20 protein-coding genes and 1 riboswitch are annotated in these 20,713 nt (G+C 49.7%); of the genes, 16 read left to right on the top strand and 4 right to left on the bottom strand.

Annotation, left to right across the window (positions count from 1 at the left end):
* The first annotated feature begins 235 nt into the window (after positions 1-235).
* From lepB to H8S80_RS16325, 9 genes are all read left to right on the top strand, one after another.
* On the top strand, positions 236-802 hold the full coding sequence (gene lepB, locus H8S80_RS16365) for a signal peptidase I (protein ID WP_117632603.1): 567 nt from the start codon (positions 236-238) through the stop codon (positions 800-802).
* Between the two features lie 98 nt (positions 803-900).
* On the top strand, positions 901-2,262 hold the full coding sequence (locus H8S80_RS16360; RefSeq protein ID WP_117632604.1) for an MATE family efflux transporter: 1,362 nt from the start codon (positions 901-903) through the stop codon (positions 2,260-2,262).
* A gap of 38 nt (positions 2,263-2,300) precedes the next feature.
* Positions 2,301-2,927, top strand: a complete 627-nt coding sequence (locus tag H8S80_RS16355; protein ID WP_002603880.1) for a manganese efflux pump MntP — start codon at positions 2,301-2,303, stop codon at positions 2,925-2,927.
* Positions 2,928-2,986: 59 nt separating this feature from the next.
* Positions 2,987-4,153: a flagellin lysine-N-methylase gene (fliB, locus tag H8S80_RS16350; protein ID WP_117632605.1), complete on the top strand. Its 1,167-nt coding sequence runs from the start codon at positions 2,987-2,989 to the stop codon at positions 4,151-4,153.
* Positions 4,154-4,256: 103 nt separating this feature from the next.
* On the top strand, positions 4,257-4,901 hold the full coding sequence (locus tag H8S80_RS16345) for a sugar O-acetyltransferase (RefSeq protein WP_002603882.1): 645 nt from the start codon (positions 4,257-4,259) through the stop codon (positions 4,899-4,901).
* A gap of 204 nt (positions 4,902-5,105) precedes the next feature.
* Positions 5,106-6,284, top strand: coding sequence for a cell wall-binding repeat-containing protein (locus tag H8S80_RS16340; protein ID WP_117632606.1), 1,179 nt, complete (start codon positions 5,106-5,108; stop codon positions 6,282-6,284).
* A 149-nt stretch (positions 6,285-6,433) separates the two neighbouring features.
* Positions 6,434-7,153, top strand: a complete 720-nt coding sequence (locus tag H8S80_RS16335) for a LytR/AlgR family response regulator transcription factor (protein WP_117632607.1) — start codon at positions 6,434-6,436, stop codon at positions 7,151-7,153.
* Complete coding sequence (locus H8S80_RS16330) at positions 7,150-8,433, top strand: sensor histidine kinase (RefSeq protein WP_117632608.1); 1,284 nt, start codon at positions 7,150-7,152, stop codon at positions 8,431-8,433. The genes H8S80_RS16335 and H8S80_RS16330 overlap by 4 nt, the downstream gene beginning before the upstream one ends.
* A gap of 153 nt (positions 8,434-8,586) precedes the next feature.
* Positions 8,587-11,853, top strand: coding sequence for an InlB B-repeat-containing protein (locus H8S80_RS16325; protein WP_117632609.1), 3,267 nt, complete (start codon positions 8,587-8,589; stop codon positions 11,851-11,853).
* Between the two features lie 113 nt (positions 11,854-11,966).
* Here H8S80_RS16325 and H8S80_RS16320 read toward each other — a convergent pair whose 3' ends face one another.
* Together H8S80_RS16320 and H8S80_RS16315 are read right to left on the bottom strand one after the other, a co-directional pair.
* A complete protein-coding gene (locus tag H8S80_RS16320; protein ID WP_002603884.1) occupies positions 11,967-12,659 on the bottom strand; it encodes an LrgB family protein in 693 nt (230 codons plus the stop codon).
* A complete protein-coding gene (locus tag H8S80_RS16315) occupies positions 12,652-13,023 on the bottom strand; it encodes a CidA/LrgA family protein (RefSeq protein WP_025529265.1) in 372 nt (123 codons plus the stop codon). Before H8S80_RS16315 ends, H8S80_RS16320 begins: the two co-directional genes overlap by 8 nt.
* Before the next feature lie 145 nt (positions 13,024-13,168).
* Here H8S80_RS16315 and H8S80_RS16310 point away from each other — a divergent pair, with 145 nt between their 5' ends.
* Complete coding sequence (locus H8S80_RS16310) at positions 13,169-13,714, top strand: phosphatase PAP2 family protein (protein WP_117632610.1); 546 nt, start codon at positions 13,169-13,171, stop codon at positions 13,712-13,714.
* A 65-nt stretch (positions 13,715-13,779) separates the two neighbouring features.
* A riboswitch (THF riboswitch) is annotated at positions 13,780-13,878 on the top strand.
* 64 nt (positions 13,879-13,942) lie between these two features.
* Positions 13,943-14,503, top strand: a complete 561-nt coding sequence (locus H8S80_RS16305) for a folate family ECF transporter S component (RefSeq protein ID WP_002603887.1) — start codon at positions 13,943-13,945, stop codon at positions 14,501-14,503.
* Between the two features lie 2 nt (positions 14,504-14,505).
* Here the strand turns inward: H8S80_RS16305 and H8S80_RS16300 are convergent, their stop codons facing one another.
* Complete coding sequence (locus tag H8S80_RS16300) at positions 14,506-15,285, bottom strand: HD domain-containing protein (RefSeq protein WP_117632611.1); 780 nt, start codon at positions 15,283-15,285, stop codon at positions 14,506-14,508.
* A gap of 91 nt (positions 15,286-15,376) precedes the next feature.
* On the opposite strand from H8S80_RS16300, the gene H8S80_RS16295 reads away from it, so the two are divergent.
* From H8S80_RS16295 to H8S80_RS16285, 3 genes are read left to right on the top strand one after another with little or no spacing between them, the layout of a single operon-like run.
* On the top strand, positions 15,377-16,186 hold the full coding sequence (locus H8S80_RS16295) for a Cof-type HAD-IIB family hydrolase (protein WP_002603889.1): 810 nt from the start codon (positions 15,377-15,379) through the stop codon (positions 16,184-16,186).
* Between the two features lie 3 nt (positions 16,187-16,189).
* Entirely contained in the window at positions 16,190-17,029 is an 840-nt protein-coding gene (locus H8S80_RS16290; RefSeq protein WP_002603890.1) for an Mrp/NBP35 family ATP-binding protein, read from the top strand.
* Between the two features lie 45 nt (positions 17,030-17,074).
* A complete protein-coding gene (locus H8S80_RS16285; protein WP_117632612.1) occupies positions 17,075-17,785 on the top strand; it encodes a GTP pyrophosphokinase in 711 nt (236 codons plus the stop codon).
* 105 nt (positions 17,786-17,890) lie between these two features.
* Here H8S80_RS16285 and H8S80_RS16280 read toward each other — a convergent pair whose 3' ends face one another.
* Positions 17,891-18,550 (bottom strand): GntR family transcriptional regulator, encoded by a 660-nt coding sequence (locus H8S80_RS16280; protein WP_002603892.1) that lies wholly within the window; start codon positions 18,548-18,550, stop codon positions 17,891-17,893.
* 512 nt (positions 18,551-19,062) lie between these two features.
* On the opposite strand from H8S80_RS16280, the gene H8S80_RS16275 reads away from it, so the two are divergent.
* Positions 19,063-19,752 (top strand): cyclase family protein, encoded by a 690-nt coding sequence (locus tag H8S80_RS16275; RefSeq protein WP_117632614.1) that lies wholly within the window; start codon positions 19,063-19,065, stop codon positions 19,750-19,752.
* Between the two features lie 25 nt (positions 19,753-19,777).
* Positions 19,778-20,689, top strand: coding sequence for a ketopantoate reductase family protein (locus H8S80_RS16270; protein WP_117632615.1), 912 nt, complete (start codon positions 19,778-19,780; stop codon positions 20,687-20,689).
* The last annotated feature ends 24 nt before the right edge of the window (positions 20,690-20,713 follow it).

The following is a 20,713-nucleotide window of genomic DNA, read 5'->3' as shown; positions in this document are numbered from 1 at the left end:
CGGGTGACCGTTCCGGCTGTTTTACTATTTCATAGGAAAGTTCGTCCTGGGCCGCTGAAGTGACTGCGCTCCGGCGCGAGAGTCCGTCTTGCCGGACTCTTTATTCTACCAAAAAGGGGATTCTCAGGAGGTTTGCCAAAAATAAATGTTAATTTTATGTGAAAAGGCTGAACGAAAGGTAAATTTTGTGGTAGAATAGGAAAAGAAAACAGAACAGCAAAGGAAATGTGCAGACATGAGAGAGAAAAAAGAAAAGTTACAGGAACAGGAAGAGCCGTTTGATCTGAAAAAAGAAATATTTGAATGGGTGAAGATCATCATTGCAGCTGCGGCGATCGCGTTCTTCCTCAACACCTTCATTATAGCGAACAGCACGGTGCCCTCCGGTTCCATGGAAACGACGATCATGACAGGAGACCGGATTATCGGTTCCAGGCTGGCCTATAAGCTCGGCGGAGATCCTGAGCGGGGAGATATCGTTATTTTCGATCATGAGACAGGACCCGGCAACGAGGAAACACGCCTGGTGAAGCGGGTCATCGGTCTGCCCGGAGAGACGGTGGAGATCAGGGACAATCAGCTGTACATTGACGGAACCCTGCAGGACGAGCCGTATTTGCGGGAGGCGATGGAGTCCGACGATTATCATTTTGAAGTGCCGGAGGACTGTTACCTGATGCTGGGAGACAACCGGAATTACTCCGCAGACGCGAGATACTGGCCGGATCCCTATGTGCCGGAGAAGAAGATACTGGCAAAGGTTCTCTTCCGTTACTATCCCAGAATTGGAAAAATTAAATAATTTTTAGAAATCACTTGACCTTCCAGTTACTGGAAGGTCTATTTTATGTAATAGAATAGAGCATTGTTAATGTTACAGAGACTGGGAGGAACTGGAAGATGAAACAGAAGAATAATCTGACGGAAGGAAATGTGTTCCGGGTTTTGCTGGAATTTTCGATTCCGTTTGTGATTGCAAATGTGATTCAGGCGCTGTATGGGGCCGTGGATCTGCTTGTGATCGGCAAATACTGTACGCCGGAGAGCGTCGCCGCGGTTTCCACGGGAACGCAGGTGACACAGATCATCACCAGCATGATTACGGGACTTACGCTCGGCGGAACCATCATGGTGGGAAAGTATACGGGGATGAATGCGAAGGAAGAGGTGAAGAAGACCATCGGGACGACGCTGTCCATATTCGGGGCGGCGGCGGTCGTACTGACGGTACTGATGCTCTTTTTTACTCCGGCTATCTTAAGGCTGTTGAAAACGCCTGAGGAGTCGTTTGAACTGGCAAAGCTGTATGTGATCATATGCAGCTGCGGAATCCTCTTTATCTGCGGCTATAACGCCATCAGCGCGATCCTGCGGGGATATGGGGACTCCAAACGGCCCATGATGTTTATCGCCCTGGCCTGCGTGTTAAACATCGTGGGCGACGTGGTACTCACGGGCATCCTCGGCATGGGGGTGGCGGGAGTCGCCATTGCCACCATCGGATCCCAGGCGGTCAGCATGATCTGTGCGATCTGGTACTTAAACCGGAATCAGTTTATCTTTACCTTCCGGTTTGCCAATCTGAAAATCGACCGGGACAAGGCGCTGGAGCTGGCAAAGGTGGGGATTCCCATCTCCCTGCAGGAATGCATGGTGCGGCTCTCCTTCCTCTATCTGACCAGTGTGACGAACCGGCTGGGCGTCTATGCGGCGGCGGCCGTGGGCGTGGCAAGCAAGTATGATGTGTTTGCCATGCTGCCGGCCACCTCCATCGCCAACGCGCTGGCGGCCATCACCGCTCAGAATTACGGGGCGGGTAAGCCGGAGCGGGCAAAGCGTTCCCTTGCGGCAGGGCTTGCCTTTGCGGTGGCGGCTTCCGCAGTGTTCTGGCTGTGGGCTCAGGTGTCTCCGCAGACCATGATCGGGATTTTCTCAGATAACCAGGATATCATAGCGGCGGGGATTCCGTTTTTCACATCGTGCAGCTATGACTATTTGGCAGTCAGCTTCGTGTTCTGTTTAAATGGCTATTTAAATGGCAGGTCGAAGACCATTTTCACCATGATCAGCTGCTGCTTCGGAGCCCTGGCTCTGCGTATGCCTCTGATCTGGCTGGTCTACAGCCGCTGGCCGGATAATCTGTTCCGCATCGGAACCATCGCCCCGCTGGTGTCCGGATTTATGGCCTGTTATACACTTATTTACGTAATCTATGGCTTTTGGAAGGAGAGAAACGCAGGAAGGGTTTCCAAAACCGGTTAAGCGGAATATATTACTAGAAAAAGCAAAGACAGATGACTATGTTTCATATCCTGGTTTTAGTCCTGGCCCTCTGCATGGACACCTTTGTGGCCAGCATGGCCTATGGCGCAAATAAAGTGCATATTACATGGGAAAAAATCGTTGTCATGAATGCAATCTGCAGCGGTTGTCTGGGGATTGCGCTGGTGGCGGGAAGTGTACTGGACGGTCTGGTTCCGGAGAGCATGACCCGGACGGTGTGTTTTATCAGCCTTTTCCTTCTCGGCGTGGTAAAGCTTCTCGATTATACCATTAAGAAATACATTAACAGGCATGTAAGCCTGCATAAGGGAATCACATTTTCTTTCTCCGGCCTTCGTATCATTGTCAATATCTACGGAGATCCCATGGCGGCGGACTGGGACCATTCCCAGTCGCTGTCATGGAAGGAGGTTCTGTTTCTGTCCTTCGCCATGTCGATCGACAGCCTGATCGCGGGGGCACTCTCCGCATTTCTGGAAATACCGGTGGGACTGACGATGGGGACGGCGCTCATCATGGGAATCGTGATGATGTATGCGGGCCTTTTTTTAGGAAGAAAGCTGGCTTCCCGCTGCAAATGCGACCTCTCCTGGATCAGCGGCGTCCTGTTCATGATTCTGGCCGTGACAAAAAGCCTTTCATGAGTTATACTATGAGCACCTGGTGGGGGTTCTGAATAATCAGGTGACAGGAGATAAGAGAAATGAAGATAACAGTACCACATTATTACAGCCGGTTTCAGTGCGTGGCGGGCGAATGTCCGGATACGTGCTGCGCCGGCTGGCAGATTATGATCGATGACGCATCGTTAAAAAAATACAGGAAAAGAAGAGATCCCTTCGGCAGCCGGCTGAAGAATTCCATTGACTGGGAGAATTCTGCGTTCCGCCAGTATGACGGGCGCTGTGCATTTCTAGATGAAAATAATCTCTGCGACATCTATTCGGAGGCGGGGCCTTCCATGCTCTGCCGGACGTGCCGGGCGTATCCCAGGCATATCGAGGAGTTTGAGGGGGTGAGGGAGATCTCTCTGTCGCTGTCGTGCCCGGAGGCTGCAAAGCTGATTCTGGACTGCGAGGAGCCGGTGCGGTTCCTGAGTAAAGAGACAGAGAAGGAGGAGACTTACCCTTATTTTGATTTCTTTCTTTATACGAAGCTCATGGACTGCAGAGATTTCATCATTTCCACGCTGCAGAACCGGGAGCTGGACTGGAACCTGCGCACGGGAATCGTACTGGGGCTGGCTCATGACTTACAGCGCAGAATCGTGAATGACCGTCTGTATGAGACGGATTCCCTGCTGGAGCGTTACGGAAGGAAGGGGGCTGTCGGGAAGCTGGCCTCCAGGCTTTTGGCGTATCAGATTGACGGGGAGAGCCGTTTTGACGGGATGAAAGAACTGTTCGGTTTCTTTGACGAGCTGGAGGTGTTAAACGCCGGCTGGCCGGATTATATCGGGCGGATCAGGAAGGTTCTGTACGGCGCAGGGGAAAGTGCGTATGAGGAGCAGAGACAGGAATTTTATGAATTCTTAGAGGTATCGGAGAAGCGGCGTGAGACATGGGAGCGGTGGTCTGAGCAGCTGATGGTCTACTTTGTGTTTACCTGGTTCTGTGGTGCGGAATACGATGAACGCCCTTATGAGAAGATGAAGCTGGCCGTGGTGAGTACGCTCCTGATCCGTGAGACGGCGCAGGCCCTGTGGAAAGAGCAGGGCGGCGTACTGGATAAGAACGTGTTTTTTGAGGCCGCGCGCCGCTATTCAAGAGAGGTGGAACACTCTGATCTAAACCTGGAACGCCTGGAGAATCTGTTCCGTGAGGAGAAGGTCTGCGGCCTGGACCGGCTGCTTACGCTGGTCATGGGGTAAAATTAAAAGAAAGAGCAGAACCGGACATGAAATTGTTTTGCGTTTTACAACCATACACGACTGTGATAGAATAAAAGAAAAAAGCTACCGGAGGTACAAAACCATGTCATTGGAAGGCAAGATGAAGAGTGGCCGCTTATACTGCGAATTCGGCCACGAGTTGGAAGAGAACAAGGCATATGAGCAGAAGATCCAAAACCAGCGCGTGCATTGTAAGGAGCTGGTCTATGATTATAATCAGACAAGACCGTCGAATGGAAAGGAAAAACGGAGGATTTTAGACGAACTCCTGGCGGAAGCAGGAGAGGAAATCTGGATTGAATCCCCCGCCTTTTTTTCGTACGGATGCAATACGCATATCGGTCATCACTTTTATTCCAATTTTAATATGTGTGTCGTCGATGACTGTGAAGTATTTATCGGCAACTACGTGATGTTTGGACCGAATGTGACGCTTACGGTCACGGGACATCCTGTCTGGGGAGAGTACCGCCGCAAGGGCGCTCAGTTTTCCCTGCCTATCCACATCGGGGACGATGTATGGGTCGGATCGAATACGATTATTCTGCCGGGGGTGACGATCGGAAACGATGTGGTGATCGGAGCCGGCAGTGTGGTAACCCACGATATTCCTTCCCATTCGGTGGCCTTCGGGACGCCGTGCAGAGTGGTGCGGGAGATTACGGAGGAAGACCGTCTGTCTTACCGGAAGGGCTGTCCGGTTAATGAGGACTGGGACAGGGACTAGAGACTGAAAAAACAGATTAAAGTTACAAAAAAACCGCTGAAAAGTCATAAAATGACAAAATGGTTACATATTTAAAAAAATAACTGGAAAAGTCTGTCATAAAAATGTAATATATCGTAATGATAAAGAAATTGAAAGATATTGGTTGTTTTACTATAATGAAGATAGAAAATAACTGGTGCATTTTTATGAGGAGGATTTGATATGAAAGGAAAGCGGTTAGGGTTTATTATGACACTGGTCCTGATCATGGCGCTGGCCATGCCGGCATGGGCCGCAGATACGAAGATTGATTCGGTGAAGCTGGACTTCTCGTACTCGGGGGAGGAACCGAAGTCCGGCAATGAGATCGGCCGAATTCACGTGAAGGCGTCGGATGGACAGCCATTTACCGTTGAATACGCGGAGTATTCAAACGAAGGCGACGTCTGGGTGGTTGGCGACCGGCCGCTGGTTCATGTAGAACTGACGGCGAAGAGCGGATACCGTTTCAGCTCCACATCGAAGAGCAGATTTACGTTAAACGGATGCAGCGCCGTCTATAAGAAGGCCAGAATCTACGACGACGGGACACAGATGGAACTGGAGGTATATTTAAAGAGAATCGGCGGAACCTTAAGCAGCGTTCAGAACCTGGAGTGGGGTGGAAACGTGGCTTACTGGGATCCGCTGGAAGGCTCGAAGGAATACGAGGTCCGTCTTTACCGCGACGAGAAATCGGTAGTGACCGTCAAGACAACAGACAGCAGCTATAATTTCGCAAACAATATGGACCGTGAGGGTTCCTACACCTTCCGTGTCCGCGCCATTGCAAGCTATAATTCCAGAGCAGGCGAGTGGTCCGACTATTCGGAGGATTACTACATTGACGAGGATGAGGTCTGGTACTACGGCGGAAACGGAGCATGGCAGCAGAACGCCAGAGGCTGGTGGTACGCATATTCAGGCGGCGGATATCCAAGAAGCTGCTGGAAGCTGATAGACAACGCATGGTATTATTTCGACGGTGACGGATATATGACGACAGGATGGAGACGGATCGACGGCAATAACTACTATCTGGGACCTGACGGCAAGATGCGCACCGGATGGCAGCAGATCGACGGGGCATGGTACTACCTGGACGGAAGCGGCGTGAGAACGACGGACTGGCAGTATGTGAACGGACGCTGGTACTACATGAATTCCAGCGGCGTGATGCAGGTCGGATGGCAGAGAATCAACGGCGACTGGTATTATCTGGATGGAAGCGGAGCCATGATGACGGGCTGGCAGTATATTAACGGAGCCTGGTACTATATGGACGGAAGCGGCGTGATGTACGCGGGACGCTGGACTCCGGATGGAAGATATGTGGATTATAATGGAGTCTGGGTACAATAATATCATACAAAATAGTAATCAAGGGGGGCTGATTAGTTCATGAACTAATAGAGTCCCCCTTTTTCAGAGGGTTTAACTATGGCATGACAGGGAAGGCGCTTTATGGTAAGATAGATGGTGGAATTAAACTTCAAAACATGGAGAAAAGTATGCTGAATATTTTAATATGCGATGATGAGAAGCCTTTTTTAGACAAATTGATCAATAAAATTTCCATCTATTTAAACGCGAGAACGATACCATTTCAAGCTGCGGTATTCGGCTCAGGGGAAGAACTGCTTAAACTCGGTGAAGATGAACGGTTTGATATAGCGTTTCTGGATATCAGCATGCATAAGGTCAGCGGAATGGAGGCAGCCTGGCATCTTAGAACTATCAATCAGAGAATTTGTATTGTTTTTGTGACGGGTTATATGGATTATGTGCTGGACGGCTATAAAGTCGGGGCGTTCCGATATCTGGTAAAGGATTCCCTGGACGTAAGTTTTGTGGAGTGTATGGAAGCGGTGCTAAAGAAATTTCATATCGATACGGATGAAATCTGTCTGGAGTTTACCGACCAAAAGCGGTATCTGAAAGCGGATGAGATCTGCCTTGTGGAGAGCAAAGGACATAAACTCCTGTTTCTGGCAGCCAGCGACAAACATGTGATTGGAACTATGAACCGGAAACTGACGGAGATGGAGAGTCTGCTTCATGAGCATGGTTTTCTGCGGGTTCATCAGAGCTATATGGTGAATATGAAATATATTGTCAACATCATCAGTTACCGCTTGGAACTACGGCAAGATATTACCCTGTTTATTCCGAAAAACAGATATCAGTCTGTAAAGAGGGAATATGCTCTTTATAAAGGAGACCATCTATGATCAATTTTATCCTGGCACCACTGTGGGTGTTTATGGAAATACTTCTCCTGGATACTCTGGCTGATGCCTTTTTGATAAAGAAGATATCGAAAAGCAGATTAAAACGAGTCTTTGGTCTGCTCCTTTTGACGATGCTTGAGTCAGTCCTTGTGCTGCTGCTGCGGGATGTAGTGATGATCAAAATATTTCTTTTTTTTCTGCCTGTATATGCCTATCTTTTACTTTTTTACCATACCACATTAGGAGAGGCATTCTCTGTCTATGTAATTAATTACTCTGTGATTATCAGCATTGATTTTATTTGTGTATCCGGGTATTACTATATTTTTGGAGCTTCGGAAAATATAGGGATGCTTTATATCATGTGTATGGTAACGAAATGTACAGAACTGGGGAGCGGTTTTTTAATACGCTGGCTCTGGAGAAGAGGCGGGGAAGCGACCATACGCTCGGAGGAAATACGGGCGTTATTTCCGTCCTTCGTAATCATTGTGGGGGTAGGGATGTTCGCGGCAGAGTTCCTGATTCGGACGCAGTCCGTGCCTGTGGAGGTAATGGTTTTAATGGCCGGGATGATAGGACTCAATATTTTTCTGTTTTTTTATATGCTGCTGGCAGCAAAAACGGAACTGGAAAAAAACAGTTTGAGGGATGCGGCCCGGCAAACAAAGATGCAGCTTGAAATCTATCAAAATAAACAGGAGTTGTATATTAAACAGGGAAAACGTCTCCATGAATATAAGAATCAGCTTCTGGCGATCAGCCATATGCTGGAGCAGGGACTGGTATCCCAGTCGTTTCAATATATCCAGGGCCTGACAGGTGGGATAGCAAAAGAACTGGACCGCATTTACACCAATCATCCGATTGCGGACGCTATTTTGAACATGAAGAGACAGGAGGCATTGAACAGAGGGATCAACGTAAATTTTATGTGCAGTGATTTAAGGGAGATGAGGCTAAAGGAAGATGAGATTATTATATTGTTGGGAAATCTGTTGGATAATGCCATAGAAGCAACGGAAAAATGCGAATCAGACAAAAATATCCAGGTTTGGATCGTCCAGGAAGAACGACAGTTTGTGATTACTGTAAAAAATCCTTACGTCGAGCGGCCGCGCTGGGAAGAGGGGCGGATCGTGACTTCAAAACCAGACGGGGGAAAACATGGTTATGGATTGGCAGCCATTTATGATATTGCCGAACGGTATGATGGAGTTTTTGGTATCAAGACGGAAGAAGATTATGTGAAAGCGACTGTTTTGATACCGGAACCATGACAGACAGGGTACATGGGCTTTTTTTGCTTTCTATGGTATGATTTTGCATAGGCCATTCTGTGTTTTTGATAAATAAAGTATAATCAGGAGCAGTTAGCGGTGTGATATTGCAGCCTAACCAATTTATAAAAACATAGAAAGAGGGAAACAATCATGCAAAGTAATAGGAAGGGGCGCCGAAGACTCTGTTCTATTGTGCTGACGGCCGCGATGGTATTCGCCGCATTACCGATGACAGCTTTTACAGCGAATGCGGAAACCGCCTTGAGCTGTCGCCATGAACATGATGACAGCTGCTATGAAGAAGATCCAACTGCAACCGGCAGCGATTCTAAAAAGCTGGTCTGTCGTCATGAGCATGACGAAAACTGTTATGAAGAGGTTATATCTGATGGAGGTACGTCTGTGGCGTCACCGTCAGAGCTGTTTCAAATGCGTCCCAAAACCATGACCGGGGCGGAAGAACTGGCGGCCGATATCAACTCATGGGCGGGCGGCAACGGCATTGAAGCCAGAGCAGATGGAGATAAGGTAATCGTGACTGGGCAAGCTGTCTCGGATAAATCGCTTACAATTGCTATTCCGGAGGATGTGACCGTGGAGTGGAAGGCAGTTCTGGAAAGCAGCGCCAAGTATGTGGTACACATTAGGGATACGGCCGATCCAAACACGGTGTTTCATATGGCTGGCGGGGCGATTACTTCTCTCAGCACCGAGGTTGAAAGCGCTGCTATTTACAATGGCGACGACGATACTGACATTGTTGTATCTGGAGGAAGTATTACCGCCGGAGACAGTGGAAAGGATCGGAGTTATGGTATAAGAAATAATACCGATAACCGTATCACGGTATCCGGCGGCGTCATAAGTGGCGGGGACGGGAGCGGCAGCTACGGTTTGTCAAATAATTTAGGTACGGTTATAATAAAGGGAGGCACTGTTACAGGCGGCCCCGGTATAAACAGTGGAATCCACTGTGAGAATGGCCGCATTGAAATATCGGGCGGTACTGTTTCGGGCGGCAGCGGCGATGACAGCTTTGGTATATATAACTTAGACAGCAGCGTGATTATTACAGGCGGCAAAGTAATAAATTCCGGGGGCTATGCAATTGCTTCTATTTTTATACAGAATGCGGATACGGCGGTTATCAGGATCGATGGCAGCAGTGTAATCTTTGGTCAGGATCCCGCTGAACTGGGCAGCACCGTCGGGCAAATAATGAACCCGAGTGTGATCCCAACTGTGGGCGGAAATGCCGCTGTAATTACATGGACGGGCAGCAAGGTGGAATATGTGAATGGCACTGCCGATGATTTAATCGTATCTCCCGAATCTGTTACGGCAAAGTGGAGCCAGCAAGGCGGAAAGGACGGCATTGCTTATGAGGCGGGTGGAACGAATAAAGGCTTTATCGAGGTGCCGGGAGTAACCGTCGGGACTGAGGTAAAAAGATTAGCGGCCATAGCCGTGACAAACGGGCCGGCAAAAACCGTTTATACGGAAGGCGAAAGCTTTGACAGCGCTGGTATGACGGTGACTGCGAACTATTCAGACGGTACGAAGAAACCAGTGACAGGATATACGGTAACACCGTCCGGCGCATTGACCGTGAACGATAGAAGCGTGACGGTTACCTATACAGAAGGCGGCATAACGAAAACGGCTGTACAGGAAATTACGGTCAATGCCGCGGCAGTTTACTATAAGATTACCTTCCATGCCAATGGCGGCAGCGTGACGCCCGCCGCAGGGACAACGGGCAGGGACGGAAAACTGAAAAGCCTGCCAATCCCGACCCGCAGCGGCAATTACCGGTTTGACGGCTGGTTTTCGGCGGAAAACGGCGGTACCCAGGTAACAACGGATACGGTATTTAAGAAGGACAGTACTATTTACGCCCATTGGAGTGATACGGGCGGCATTATATTAGATTCCATAGCCGTGACAACTGGGCCGGCGAAAACCGTTTATACGGAAGGTGAAAGCTTTGACAGCACCGGTATGACGGTGACTGCGAACTATAAAGACGGTTCGAAGAAGCCAGTGACAGGATATACGGTAACACCGTCTGGTGCATTGACCGTGAACGATAGAAGCGTGACGGTTACCTATACAGAGGGCGGCATAACGAAAACGGCTGTACAGAAAATTACGGTCAATGCCGCGGCAGTTTACTATAAGATTACCTTCCATGCCAATGGCGGCAACGTGACGCCCGCCGCAGGGACAACGGGCATGGACGGAAAACTGAAAAGCCTGCCCATCCCGACCCGCAGCGGCAATTACCGGTTTGATGGCTGGTTTTCGGCGGAAAATGGCGGCACCCAGGTAACAACGGATACGGTATTTAAGGAGGACAGTACTATTTACGCCCATTGGAGTGATACGGGCGGCATTGTATTAGATTCCATAGCCGTGACAGCTGGGCCGGCGAAAACCGTTTATACGGAAGGAGAAAGCTTTGACAGTACCGGTATGACGGTGACAGCGAACTATAAAGACGGTTCGAAGATACCGGTAACAGGATATACGGTAACACCGTCCGGCGCATTGACCGTGAATGATAGCAGCGTGACGGTTACCTATACAGAAGGCGGCATAACAAGAACGGCTGTACTGGAAATTACGGTCAAAGCCGCGGCAGTTTACTACAAGATTACCTTCCACGCCAATGGCGGCAGTGTGACGCCCGCCGCAGGGACAACGGGCAGGGACGGAAAACTGAAAAGCCTGCCAATCCCGACTCGCAGCGGAAATTATCGGTTTGACGGATGGTTTTCGGAGGAAAACGGCGGCGCTGAGGTGACAACGGATACAGTATTCACGAAGGATAGTACCATTTACGCCCATTGGACTTATACAGGCGGCACCGGTGGTTCTGGCGGAGGTACCGGTGGTTCTGGCGGAGGCACAGGCGGTTCTGGCAGTTCCAAAGGTTCGGTTTCTGCCAGTGACAGGCTCAAAGAAAGTCTGCCCCCCAATTATACCGGTGAGACTCAAATTATAAATAACGTCAGAGTTCCCAGCTATGTGGAAGAGGTAATCTGGATAGCGATGGAGGACGGCAGATGGAGACTTGGCAGGGCAGATGGAAGCTATTATGTGAACACCTGGGTGGCTGCTTTTAATCCATATGCAGACTTAAGTGCCGAGCAGTCAGCATTTGACTGGTTTTTGGCCGATATGGATGGATATATGGATACCGGTTGGTATACGGACAGCTCAGGAAGTACCTACTACTTAAATCCGTTGTCTGATAATACCATGGGCCGTATGATGACGGGCTGGGTTCTGATTGACGGGAAACAGTACTATTTCAATGAAAAAGCGGATGGCACGAGAGGAAAACTGTGCCGGAACACATTTACTCCGGATGGCTGCTATGTAGACGAACATGGAGTTTGGGTTCAGCAGTGATGCAGGTATCTGGAAGTAACGCAGGTATGCAGCAGTGATGCAGATAAATGGGTACAGTGGAGCTTTCCGCTGTACCCATTTTTGACTCTTTTTCAAGCTCAGATTAATGGTGGTTAAATAAAATTCGCAAATACCGATGCGAACAACACCGTGCAAAGCCCGGACACGGCGATGGCGAGGCTGCTCATGGCTCCTTCGATCTCGCCCATTTCCATGGCTTTTGTGGTGCCGATGGCGTGGGATGCAGAACCGATGGCGATCCCCTTTGCAACTGGCTCTGTGATGTGGAAAAGACGGCAGACGGTCTCCGCGATGATGTTGCCGATGATCCCCGTAATGATGATGCAGGCCACGGTAATCGTGACAATGCCGCCCATCTCCTCTGATACGCCCATGCCGATGGCGGTGGTGATGGACTTGGGAAGAAAGGTGACATACTGTTCGTGAGTCAGCTGGAAGAGCAGCGCAAGGACCAGAACCGTCGCCATCGTGGTCAGAACACCGGTCACGGTTCCCGCCAGAATGGCCCTGGCGTGCTTTTTCAGCAGGCTTAGCTGCTGATAGAGCGGGACGGCCAGACAGACGGTGGCGGGAGTCAGCAGATAGCTTAAGTATCTGGCGCTTACATTATAGCTTTCATAGTCAATGTGGAAAACGGATAAAAATATCATGACTGCGATAATGGATATCAACAGTGGATTGAAAATCGGAAGTCTGAACTTCGCCTTGAGAAAGAGGCCCAGTTCATATCCCATGATGCTTACAGCTGCTCCAAAAAATAAAAACTCTTTTATCATCTCATTCATGCTCCGGTACCTTCTTCTTTTTGTCAGATCTTATAAAAAACTGCGTAATTTTCCCTGAGGCGACCATAACCACCACTGTGGAGACCATGGTGATGACCAGAAAAGGGATGAGGATCGGCCGGAGCAGTCCCCAGGAATCGAGAAGTCCCACTGCGGCAGGTATGAACATCAGCGGCATAATGTCGATTAAGAAGTAACTGGCTTCCTGGACGCTGTCCAGAGGTATGAGCTTCGTCTGAAGCCCCGCGAGCATAATAAGCAGCCCGTAGATGCTGGCTGGAACTGGCAGAGGAATAAAGTAGTGAAGCGCTTCCCCAATCAGGGAAATTATCAGGATGATACTGAATTGTTTGATGAATTTCATGTCTTTTGCCTCCCTTTATGTATCATTCGTTTAACTACGGTTTATCCTAAACTCAAATAAGCCGCTTGTCAAATATTTTTTCAACTGTTATAATACCCATTACACCGAAAAAAAACAGATTCATACCGGAAGGAGCTTATAAATCATGATAGAAGCGGAGTTTGGAATTCTTTATTTTCTGCAGTCCATCCATACACCATGGCTGGATGTGGTGATGAAAAATATTACCCATCTGGGGGACAGCGGAATTTTCTGGATTCTCACGGGACTTGTGCTGTTCTGTTTTAAAAAGACGAGGAAGATGGGATTCTGCGTTCTTTTATCCCTGGCAGGCGGTTTACTGATCGGCAATATTCTCTTAAAGAATTTAGTGGCGAGAGACCGGCCGTGCTGGATCGATCCTGCCGTACAGCTGCTGATCGAAAATCCGGGGGATTTTTCCTTCCCTTCCGGCCATACCATGGCCTCCTTCGAGGCGGCTGTCAGCATCTTTCTCTATAACCGGCGCTGGGGAGCGGCGGCGCTCGTTCTGGCGGCGCTCATTGCATTTTCCAGGCTGTATCTCTTCGTTCATTTTCCGTCGGATGTTCTGACCGGACTCGTGCTGGGAGTCGTGATCGCGCTGGCAGTCCATAAGGGCGTGGAATGGCTGGTAAGACAAAAGAAAGAAAAGGATGGAGATGCCGAATGAAAAAATATTTGCATTTTCCGTATTCTGTGATATACTGAGTTCGTTACAAATTACAAATCAATATTAGCAGAGTAGGTTTGTGTGCGTTAAGTGCTGGTTGAACAGGGAGTTGTCAGCCGGACGAAAAGATTTTTCTTGCGGTACACGAATCGCATCCCGCTGCATCAGAAGATGATACGTTTATTATCTCCGGTTGTAGTAAGAGGTCTGCAAAGGAGGTATTTTTTTATGAAAAAATTCGTCACTTTGTTCACCGATTCTTACAAAGAACTGAAATCTGTAAGGACCATCACCACCGCGGCTATGCTCGCGGCCATCGCCATCATTCTGGGCATGTTTTCCATCAATGTTGGCAGTACCATCCGAATCGGCTTTTCCGGCATTCCAAACGGCGTATGCGCCTATTTATTCGGACCTGTGGTAGGCGGAATCTTCGCCGGAGGTCTGGATGTGCTCAAGTATCTGCTGAAGCCTGCCGGACCATTTTTCCCGGGGCTTACGGCTGTCGTCGTACTGGCGGGCGTGCTCTATGGCTGCTTCTACTATAAGAAGCCCATCACCTTCTGGAGGGTGCTGTTAGCCAAGTTTGTAGTCATGCTGATCTGCAACGTGATCTTAAACACCCTGTGTCTGTCCGTCCTGTACGGCAAGGGCTTTATGGTGATCCTGCCGGCCAGAGTGATCAAGAACCTGATTATGTGGCCCATTGATTCCATGATCTTTTACAGTGTTTTGAAGGCACTAAACCTGCTTGGGATTTTAAAGGCGGTCCGTACGAATTTCGCGTAATTTTAACGGCTGCTCCCGGCAGTGGATTCTGATAAAAAGTTCCAGGCCGCCTGACGGATGAGCTCCATCTTCCGCCGGGTGGCCTCGTTGCTGTATGGGACCCGGTCGATGAGCTTATCGATGGTGCCGCGACCGGCCACAATACGGCGGCTTTCCGGAAAGTTTAAGTCATAGATATAGCCGAGGTAGGAGATCCACATATCCATGTGCGTCACACGGTCGGCGTTTTTGATGGGACAGCGGTTTAAGAAGGACGTGAGGATATGGTCGGAGATGGCCTCCGCGCCCAGCTCTTCGGCTTCGACATCCAGCATCGCGTGGATGGAGTCCTGCTCCTTTACCCGGAAATTATCGAGTTTATCGGCATCCCGGATGAGCATGGAATGGAGGCGTTCCTTTCCGGTGAGGGAGTCGTCCATCTGGTAGAGCCCATGATTCTTAATGGCCGTATAGATGATGGAATCGTAGCCGCGTTCCGGAATGAAGCTGCGGATCAGATGGTCCTCGAACAGAATCGAGAGGCTTAACTCCGCGTGAGGAACGATGGAATCGTCGAAGCTGTCGTATCTTTTCAGCTGTTCGAAGCGGCCGATGTCGTGGAGAAGCGCAATGTGCAGGGCCAGGTCGGTGTCCTCATCGGAGAGGCCAAGGCCTTTGGAGATCAGCCGGGCGGCGTCTGTTACGCCGTAGGTGTGTACGATTTTCAGCCGGATTTTCTCGTTTTTCGTGTCATACTGCTTTAAATATCCAGCAAATATTTTTTTTGCCTGTGTAAAATCCATAGACAGAACCCTTCTTTCATACTATAATCTTAAGTGTCTGCATTATACTACGAATCGCAGACGATGGCAACTTGTAAAGGAAGAGATGAGAATGAGCAAAAGGCAGATCAGAGCCATATTTTTTGATATAGACGGGACGCTGCGTGATTTCGAGACGAAGAGGGTTCCGGAAAGCACAAAAGAGGCGCTGCGGAAGGCGAAGGAGGCAGGAATCCTGCTGTTCATCGCTACCGGGCGCCATAAGCTTGAGATCGAGGAGGAGAATCTCCTGGAGGACATGGAATTTGACGGATTCGTCACGTTAAACGGGCAGTACTGTTACTGCGGTGACCACGTTGTATACGACGATCCCATTGACGGCGCGGAAGTCGATGCCATGTTGACGCTTATCGGGAAAGATCCCTTTCCCTGCCTTTTCATGGAGGATGACCGCATGTATATCAACATGGTGGACGACGTCGTGGAGAAGGCCCAGGCTGGAATCGGGACAAGAATTCCGCCCGTTATGGATGTGAGGCGTGCGTCAGAGCATCCGATCTACCAGATCGTGCCCTATATCGGCAGGACGCGGGAGGAGGAGATCCGGCGCGCGGTTCCCGGATGTGAGATCATCCGGTGGCACGATGAATACGCCGTGGATGTGATTCCGCGGGGCGGAAGCAAATGCATCGGAATCGAGAAGATGGCAGCCCATTTCGGCCTTTCGCTGGAGGAGACAGCGGCGGTCGGCGACGGAGCAAACGACGTTTCCATGGTGGAGATGGCCGGTCTCGGCATCGCCATGGGCAATGGAAAGGCTGTGGTGAAAGCCGTGGCGGATTATATTACGGATTCGATAGAAACGGATGGCCTTCTAAAGGCTGTCTTCTATATATTAGAGAATAATCATCAGGAGGAATGAAACATGAGTGAAACAAACTGTACTCATAATTGTAATACCTGTGGGGAGAGCTGCAGCAGCAGACAGACGGAGCAGACCAGCTTTCTGGAGCCGTTAAACCCTGCAAGTACGGTTAAGAAGGTAATCGGTGTGGTAAGCGGAAAGGGCGGCGTTGGTAAATCGCTGGTCACCACCATGATGGCGGTCCGCATGAACGCAAAAAATTATAAGACGGCAATTCTTGATGCGGATATTACCGGACCTTCGATTCCGAAGGCATTTGGCCTGGGAGACGACGGCGTCGGCATGACACCGACGGGACTCATGATCCCGGCGACCACTTCCATGGGCATCGAAGTAATGTCGGCCAACTTAATTCTCGATCATGAGACCGATCCCGTGATCTGGAGAGGACCTGTGATCGCCGGAGCGGTTAAGCAGTTCTGGCAGGAGGCCCTGTGGGAAGATATCGACTATATGTTCGTGGATATGCCTCCGGGAACCGGCGATGTTCCGCTTACGGTATTCCAGTCTCTGCCGGTAGACGGCATCATCATTGTCACATCTCCTCAGGAGCTTGTATCCATGATCGTGACAAAGGCTGTAAACATGGCGAAAAAGATGAATATTCCGATTCTTGGACTGGTTGAGAATATGAGCTACTTATCATGTCCGGACTGCGGAAAGAAGATTTTCGTATTTGGAGAGAGCCGGATCGATGAAGTGGCGAAGGAGAATGAAATCCCTGTTCTCGCCAAGATCCCGATTGAACCCAAGATTGCCAAAGCTGTTGATGAAGGCGCCGTGGAGTATTTGGAAGCACCGTGGCTGGACGAGGCGGTTAAAGCCGTGGAGTCCATATAATATGCGTTTCGTGACAGCTTAAGGATAGGACAGCGAGGTAGAAATATGAATATAAATATGAACCCCAACAGCGAACTGCACCAGTCCATCGTTAATGTGCCGAATCTGGTACAGGTCCCGGACCCGCTCATGAAGCAGGCGTACCAGTTCCAGGAAGCGATGATGATGTACACCTGTGCGATCAGGGAGATTAAGACGAAGCTGGAGGTCTTAAACGACGAACTGTCCGTACGCAATTCCAGGAATCCCATTGAGATGGTGAAATCCAGAGTGAAGAAGCCCCTGAGCATTGTGGAGAAACTACAGCGGAGAGGTCTTCCCGTAACGATGGAATCCATGATGGAGAATCTCGACGATGTGGCGGGAATCCGTGTCATCTGTTCTTTTTTAGATGACATTTACGCCGTAGCCGACATGCTGACCCGTCAGGACGACGTGCATATCATCGCCATCAAGGACTATATCCGCCATCCGAAGGAGAATGGATACCGGAGCTACCACATGATCGTGGAGATTCCCGTCTTCTTTTCCGACCGGAAGAAGTGGATGCGGGTGGAGGTTCAGATCAGAACCATTGCCATGGATTTCTGGGCCAGCCTGGATCATCAACTGAAATATAAGAAAGAGGTCGGTGACAGCTCGGAGGAAATCAGCGCAGAACTGCGGGAGTGTGCGGAGGTCATCGCACAGACGGATGAACGGATGCTGAAGATCCGGCTGAAGATTGAATCAGAGGGAATTACTGTCAGTAAATAGTAAAGCGAATAAGAGGAAGTTCATTCTATGAAAATAAGAAGCTGATGCCTTAGATCCGGGGATACCGGAGGGCGTCAGCTTCTTATTTTTATAGGATATGAGCGGTTATTGACCGTCTGAATGATCGTGAAGCTTCAGCGGCATGGTCAGATGGCGGATCATGATCTGATAGGCATCGTTGCCATTACCTTCTCTGAGGGCGCGGTAGTAGAGCTCGTGTTCCTCCAGCGTTCCATCGACACGGCCAGTGACCGAGAGCGCGGTGGCCGATGTTAAATGGATCAAATACAGCAGGCGCTGGAACAGCTGATTGAACTCATCATTCTCTGCATAACCGACAATGGCCAGATGAAAGGCGTGGTCGCTGTCAATAAAGGTCTGAAGGTTATCATCGAGATCTTTTGCCTTCTGCATCTGCTCAAGTATCCGTCCCAGCTCATCCAGCAGCCGTTTTCCCTTTTCGGTGGAGAGCTGTCCGGCTATGATATGGGTGCAGAAGCCTTCAATGGCACAGCGGACCTCGATGGTTTCCTGCATGTCCTTATCCGTCAGGTGGCGGAGCATAAATCCCTTGCTGGGGACGATAGAAATATATCCATCCTGGCTTAAACACTGTAACGCTTCCCTGATGGGGGTTCTGGATATGTCCAGCTCTTTGGACAGGCGCGCCTCAGAGTAGAGGGTGTCCGGTACCAGCTTTCCTTCCAGAATCTGTTCTTTTATGTAATCGTATGCCTTGGATTGTAAAAAGCTTTTTTCTTTCAATGTGATGCATCTCCTGTTTGTTTGACATACCATTATTCTAATATAGAAGTTGTTTTTGGTCAATCACTCTTTTAAAGGACATTTTGCGGATGAAAATAACTGTTACCGTTCACAGTCCTGTCGGTCTCAGCGTCCCGGACTGCCCCGACTGGCTCATGTGTTGTTTCCAGTTCAAGTTTCGGGGATAAGCACTTCTAAACGTGCAAAATTTTTCTAAAAACCAGTGAAAATCCCCAAACTCGCTGCGCTCAGACAGGTGGGGATTTACCCTGAACGAAAAATTCTGCGCGTTAAGAATTGCTAATTCCCTGCAAAGTCACTGGAAACAACACATGAGCCAGCCGGGGCAGACCGGGACGCTGAGACCGACAGGACTGTGAACTGTAACAAATAACCGATGAAATCGGAAAATTTTGTTTTGTTGGTGTTGACAGTATACCGGTATAGCGGTATACTGGTTATAAAGAGCAACGGTAGTTATTTATTATATTAAAATAGAGGAGGAAGACAGGATGTGCGTTTATAAGATGGGGAATTTGAGAGTGGTGGATTTGACGAAGGAGCTGGATCCGAAGACGGAGAGCCGGAGATGCCACATGTATCGGTTCAATACCGGGGGGCCGATTCCGGATTACCATACGATTATGGATCTTACCAGCCATCTGGGGACACACTGTGAGTGCCCTTACCATCATGATGACAACTGGCCGAGCGTGGCGGAGCTGCCGCTGACCACATTTATGGGCAGGGCATTGTATGTGGATTTCAAGGAGGACGCTGCACCGGGAACCCACATTACGGCTGCGGATCTTGACAAGGCTACGGCAGGAAAGCTTAAGGAAGGGGATATTGTGATCATTGATTCCACCTATAAGATTCCTCCGTTTACCCCGGCGACCAATACGGAGGCGGACAAGCGGCTTCTGGTAGGAAAAGAAAGCGCGGAGTGGTTCCGGGATCATAAGGTGAAGTGTGTAGGCTTTGGAGACGGCGTTTCGATCGAAAACTGCAATGAGGATGTCAAGCCATTTCATGATATACTAATGGCAGAGAATATTGTATTCCTTGAGGTCCTGAAAAACCTCGAGAAGCTGGAGCAGGATGTATTCTTCATGAGCTACGCCCCCCTTCCGATCCTCGGCCTGGACTCCTGTCCGATCCGTGCATATGCAATCGAGGGGCTGGCAGACTTTTCAAACTAAAAAGTCAGAAAGGCAGGATACCCAAATGAAAATAACAGTCATTGGCGCCGGAGCCATGGGCTCCGTCTACGGCGGCCATTTATCAAAGAAGCATCAGGTATATCTGGTAGACACGAATCCGGATATTGTAACGCAGATCAACCGGGAAGGACTGAAGATCGACGAGGATGGCGTGACGAATACGTACCATCCGACGGCGGTAGCCGGCACGGAAGGGCTGGGGGAGATGGACCTGGTCATTCTGTTCGTGAAGTCTATTTATTCCAGGGCCGCGCTGGCGGGGAATCAGGGCGTGATTGGGGAGAAAACACGCCTTCTGACGCTGCAGAACGGCGCAGGCCACGAGGATATTTTAAAGGAATTTGTCCCCGAAGACCGTGTGATCATCGGCACGACGGAGGACAATGGCGCGGTACTGGCGCCAGGGCATGTAAGAAGAGGCGGAGTTGGTAATACGAATGTAGGGATGCTGACGGAGGACCGCGAAGAATTCCTGCCGCAGCTGAAAGAGGCGTTTGACAGCTGCGGATTTCAGGTGAAAATCCATGAGAACATTCAGTATCTCATCTGGGACAAGCTGTTTACCAACGTTTCTTTGAGCGCAGTAACCGGCATCCTGCAGGTCGATATGGGATTTATCGCGGAGAATGAATACGCATGGAAGTTGACGAAGACGCTGATTCACGAGGCGATTGCGGTCGCCGGTGCGCTGGGCCTTTCCTTCGACGAGGAAGCTGTTACGGAGCGGGTTCGTCAGACCGCCATCGGGAATCCGGCGGGATGCACTTCGATCCGTGCAGACCTGCGCGATGGCAGAAGGACCGAGGTGAATACCATCAGCGGCTCCGTAGTGACTGCGGCAGGGCGGTGCGGCGTTTCGGTGCCGAGCCATGAATTTGTCGTGAATATGGTACACGCGATGGAGATGAAAAAATAAGCTGCAACAACAGACAGCCCGGGA

The sequence above is a fragment of the Hungatella sp. L36 genome (assembly GCF_014288035.1).
Note: the sequence above shows the minus strand (reverse complement) of the source record. Positions and strands in the feature narration are given on the sequence as shown.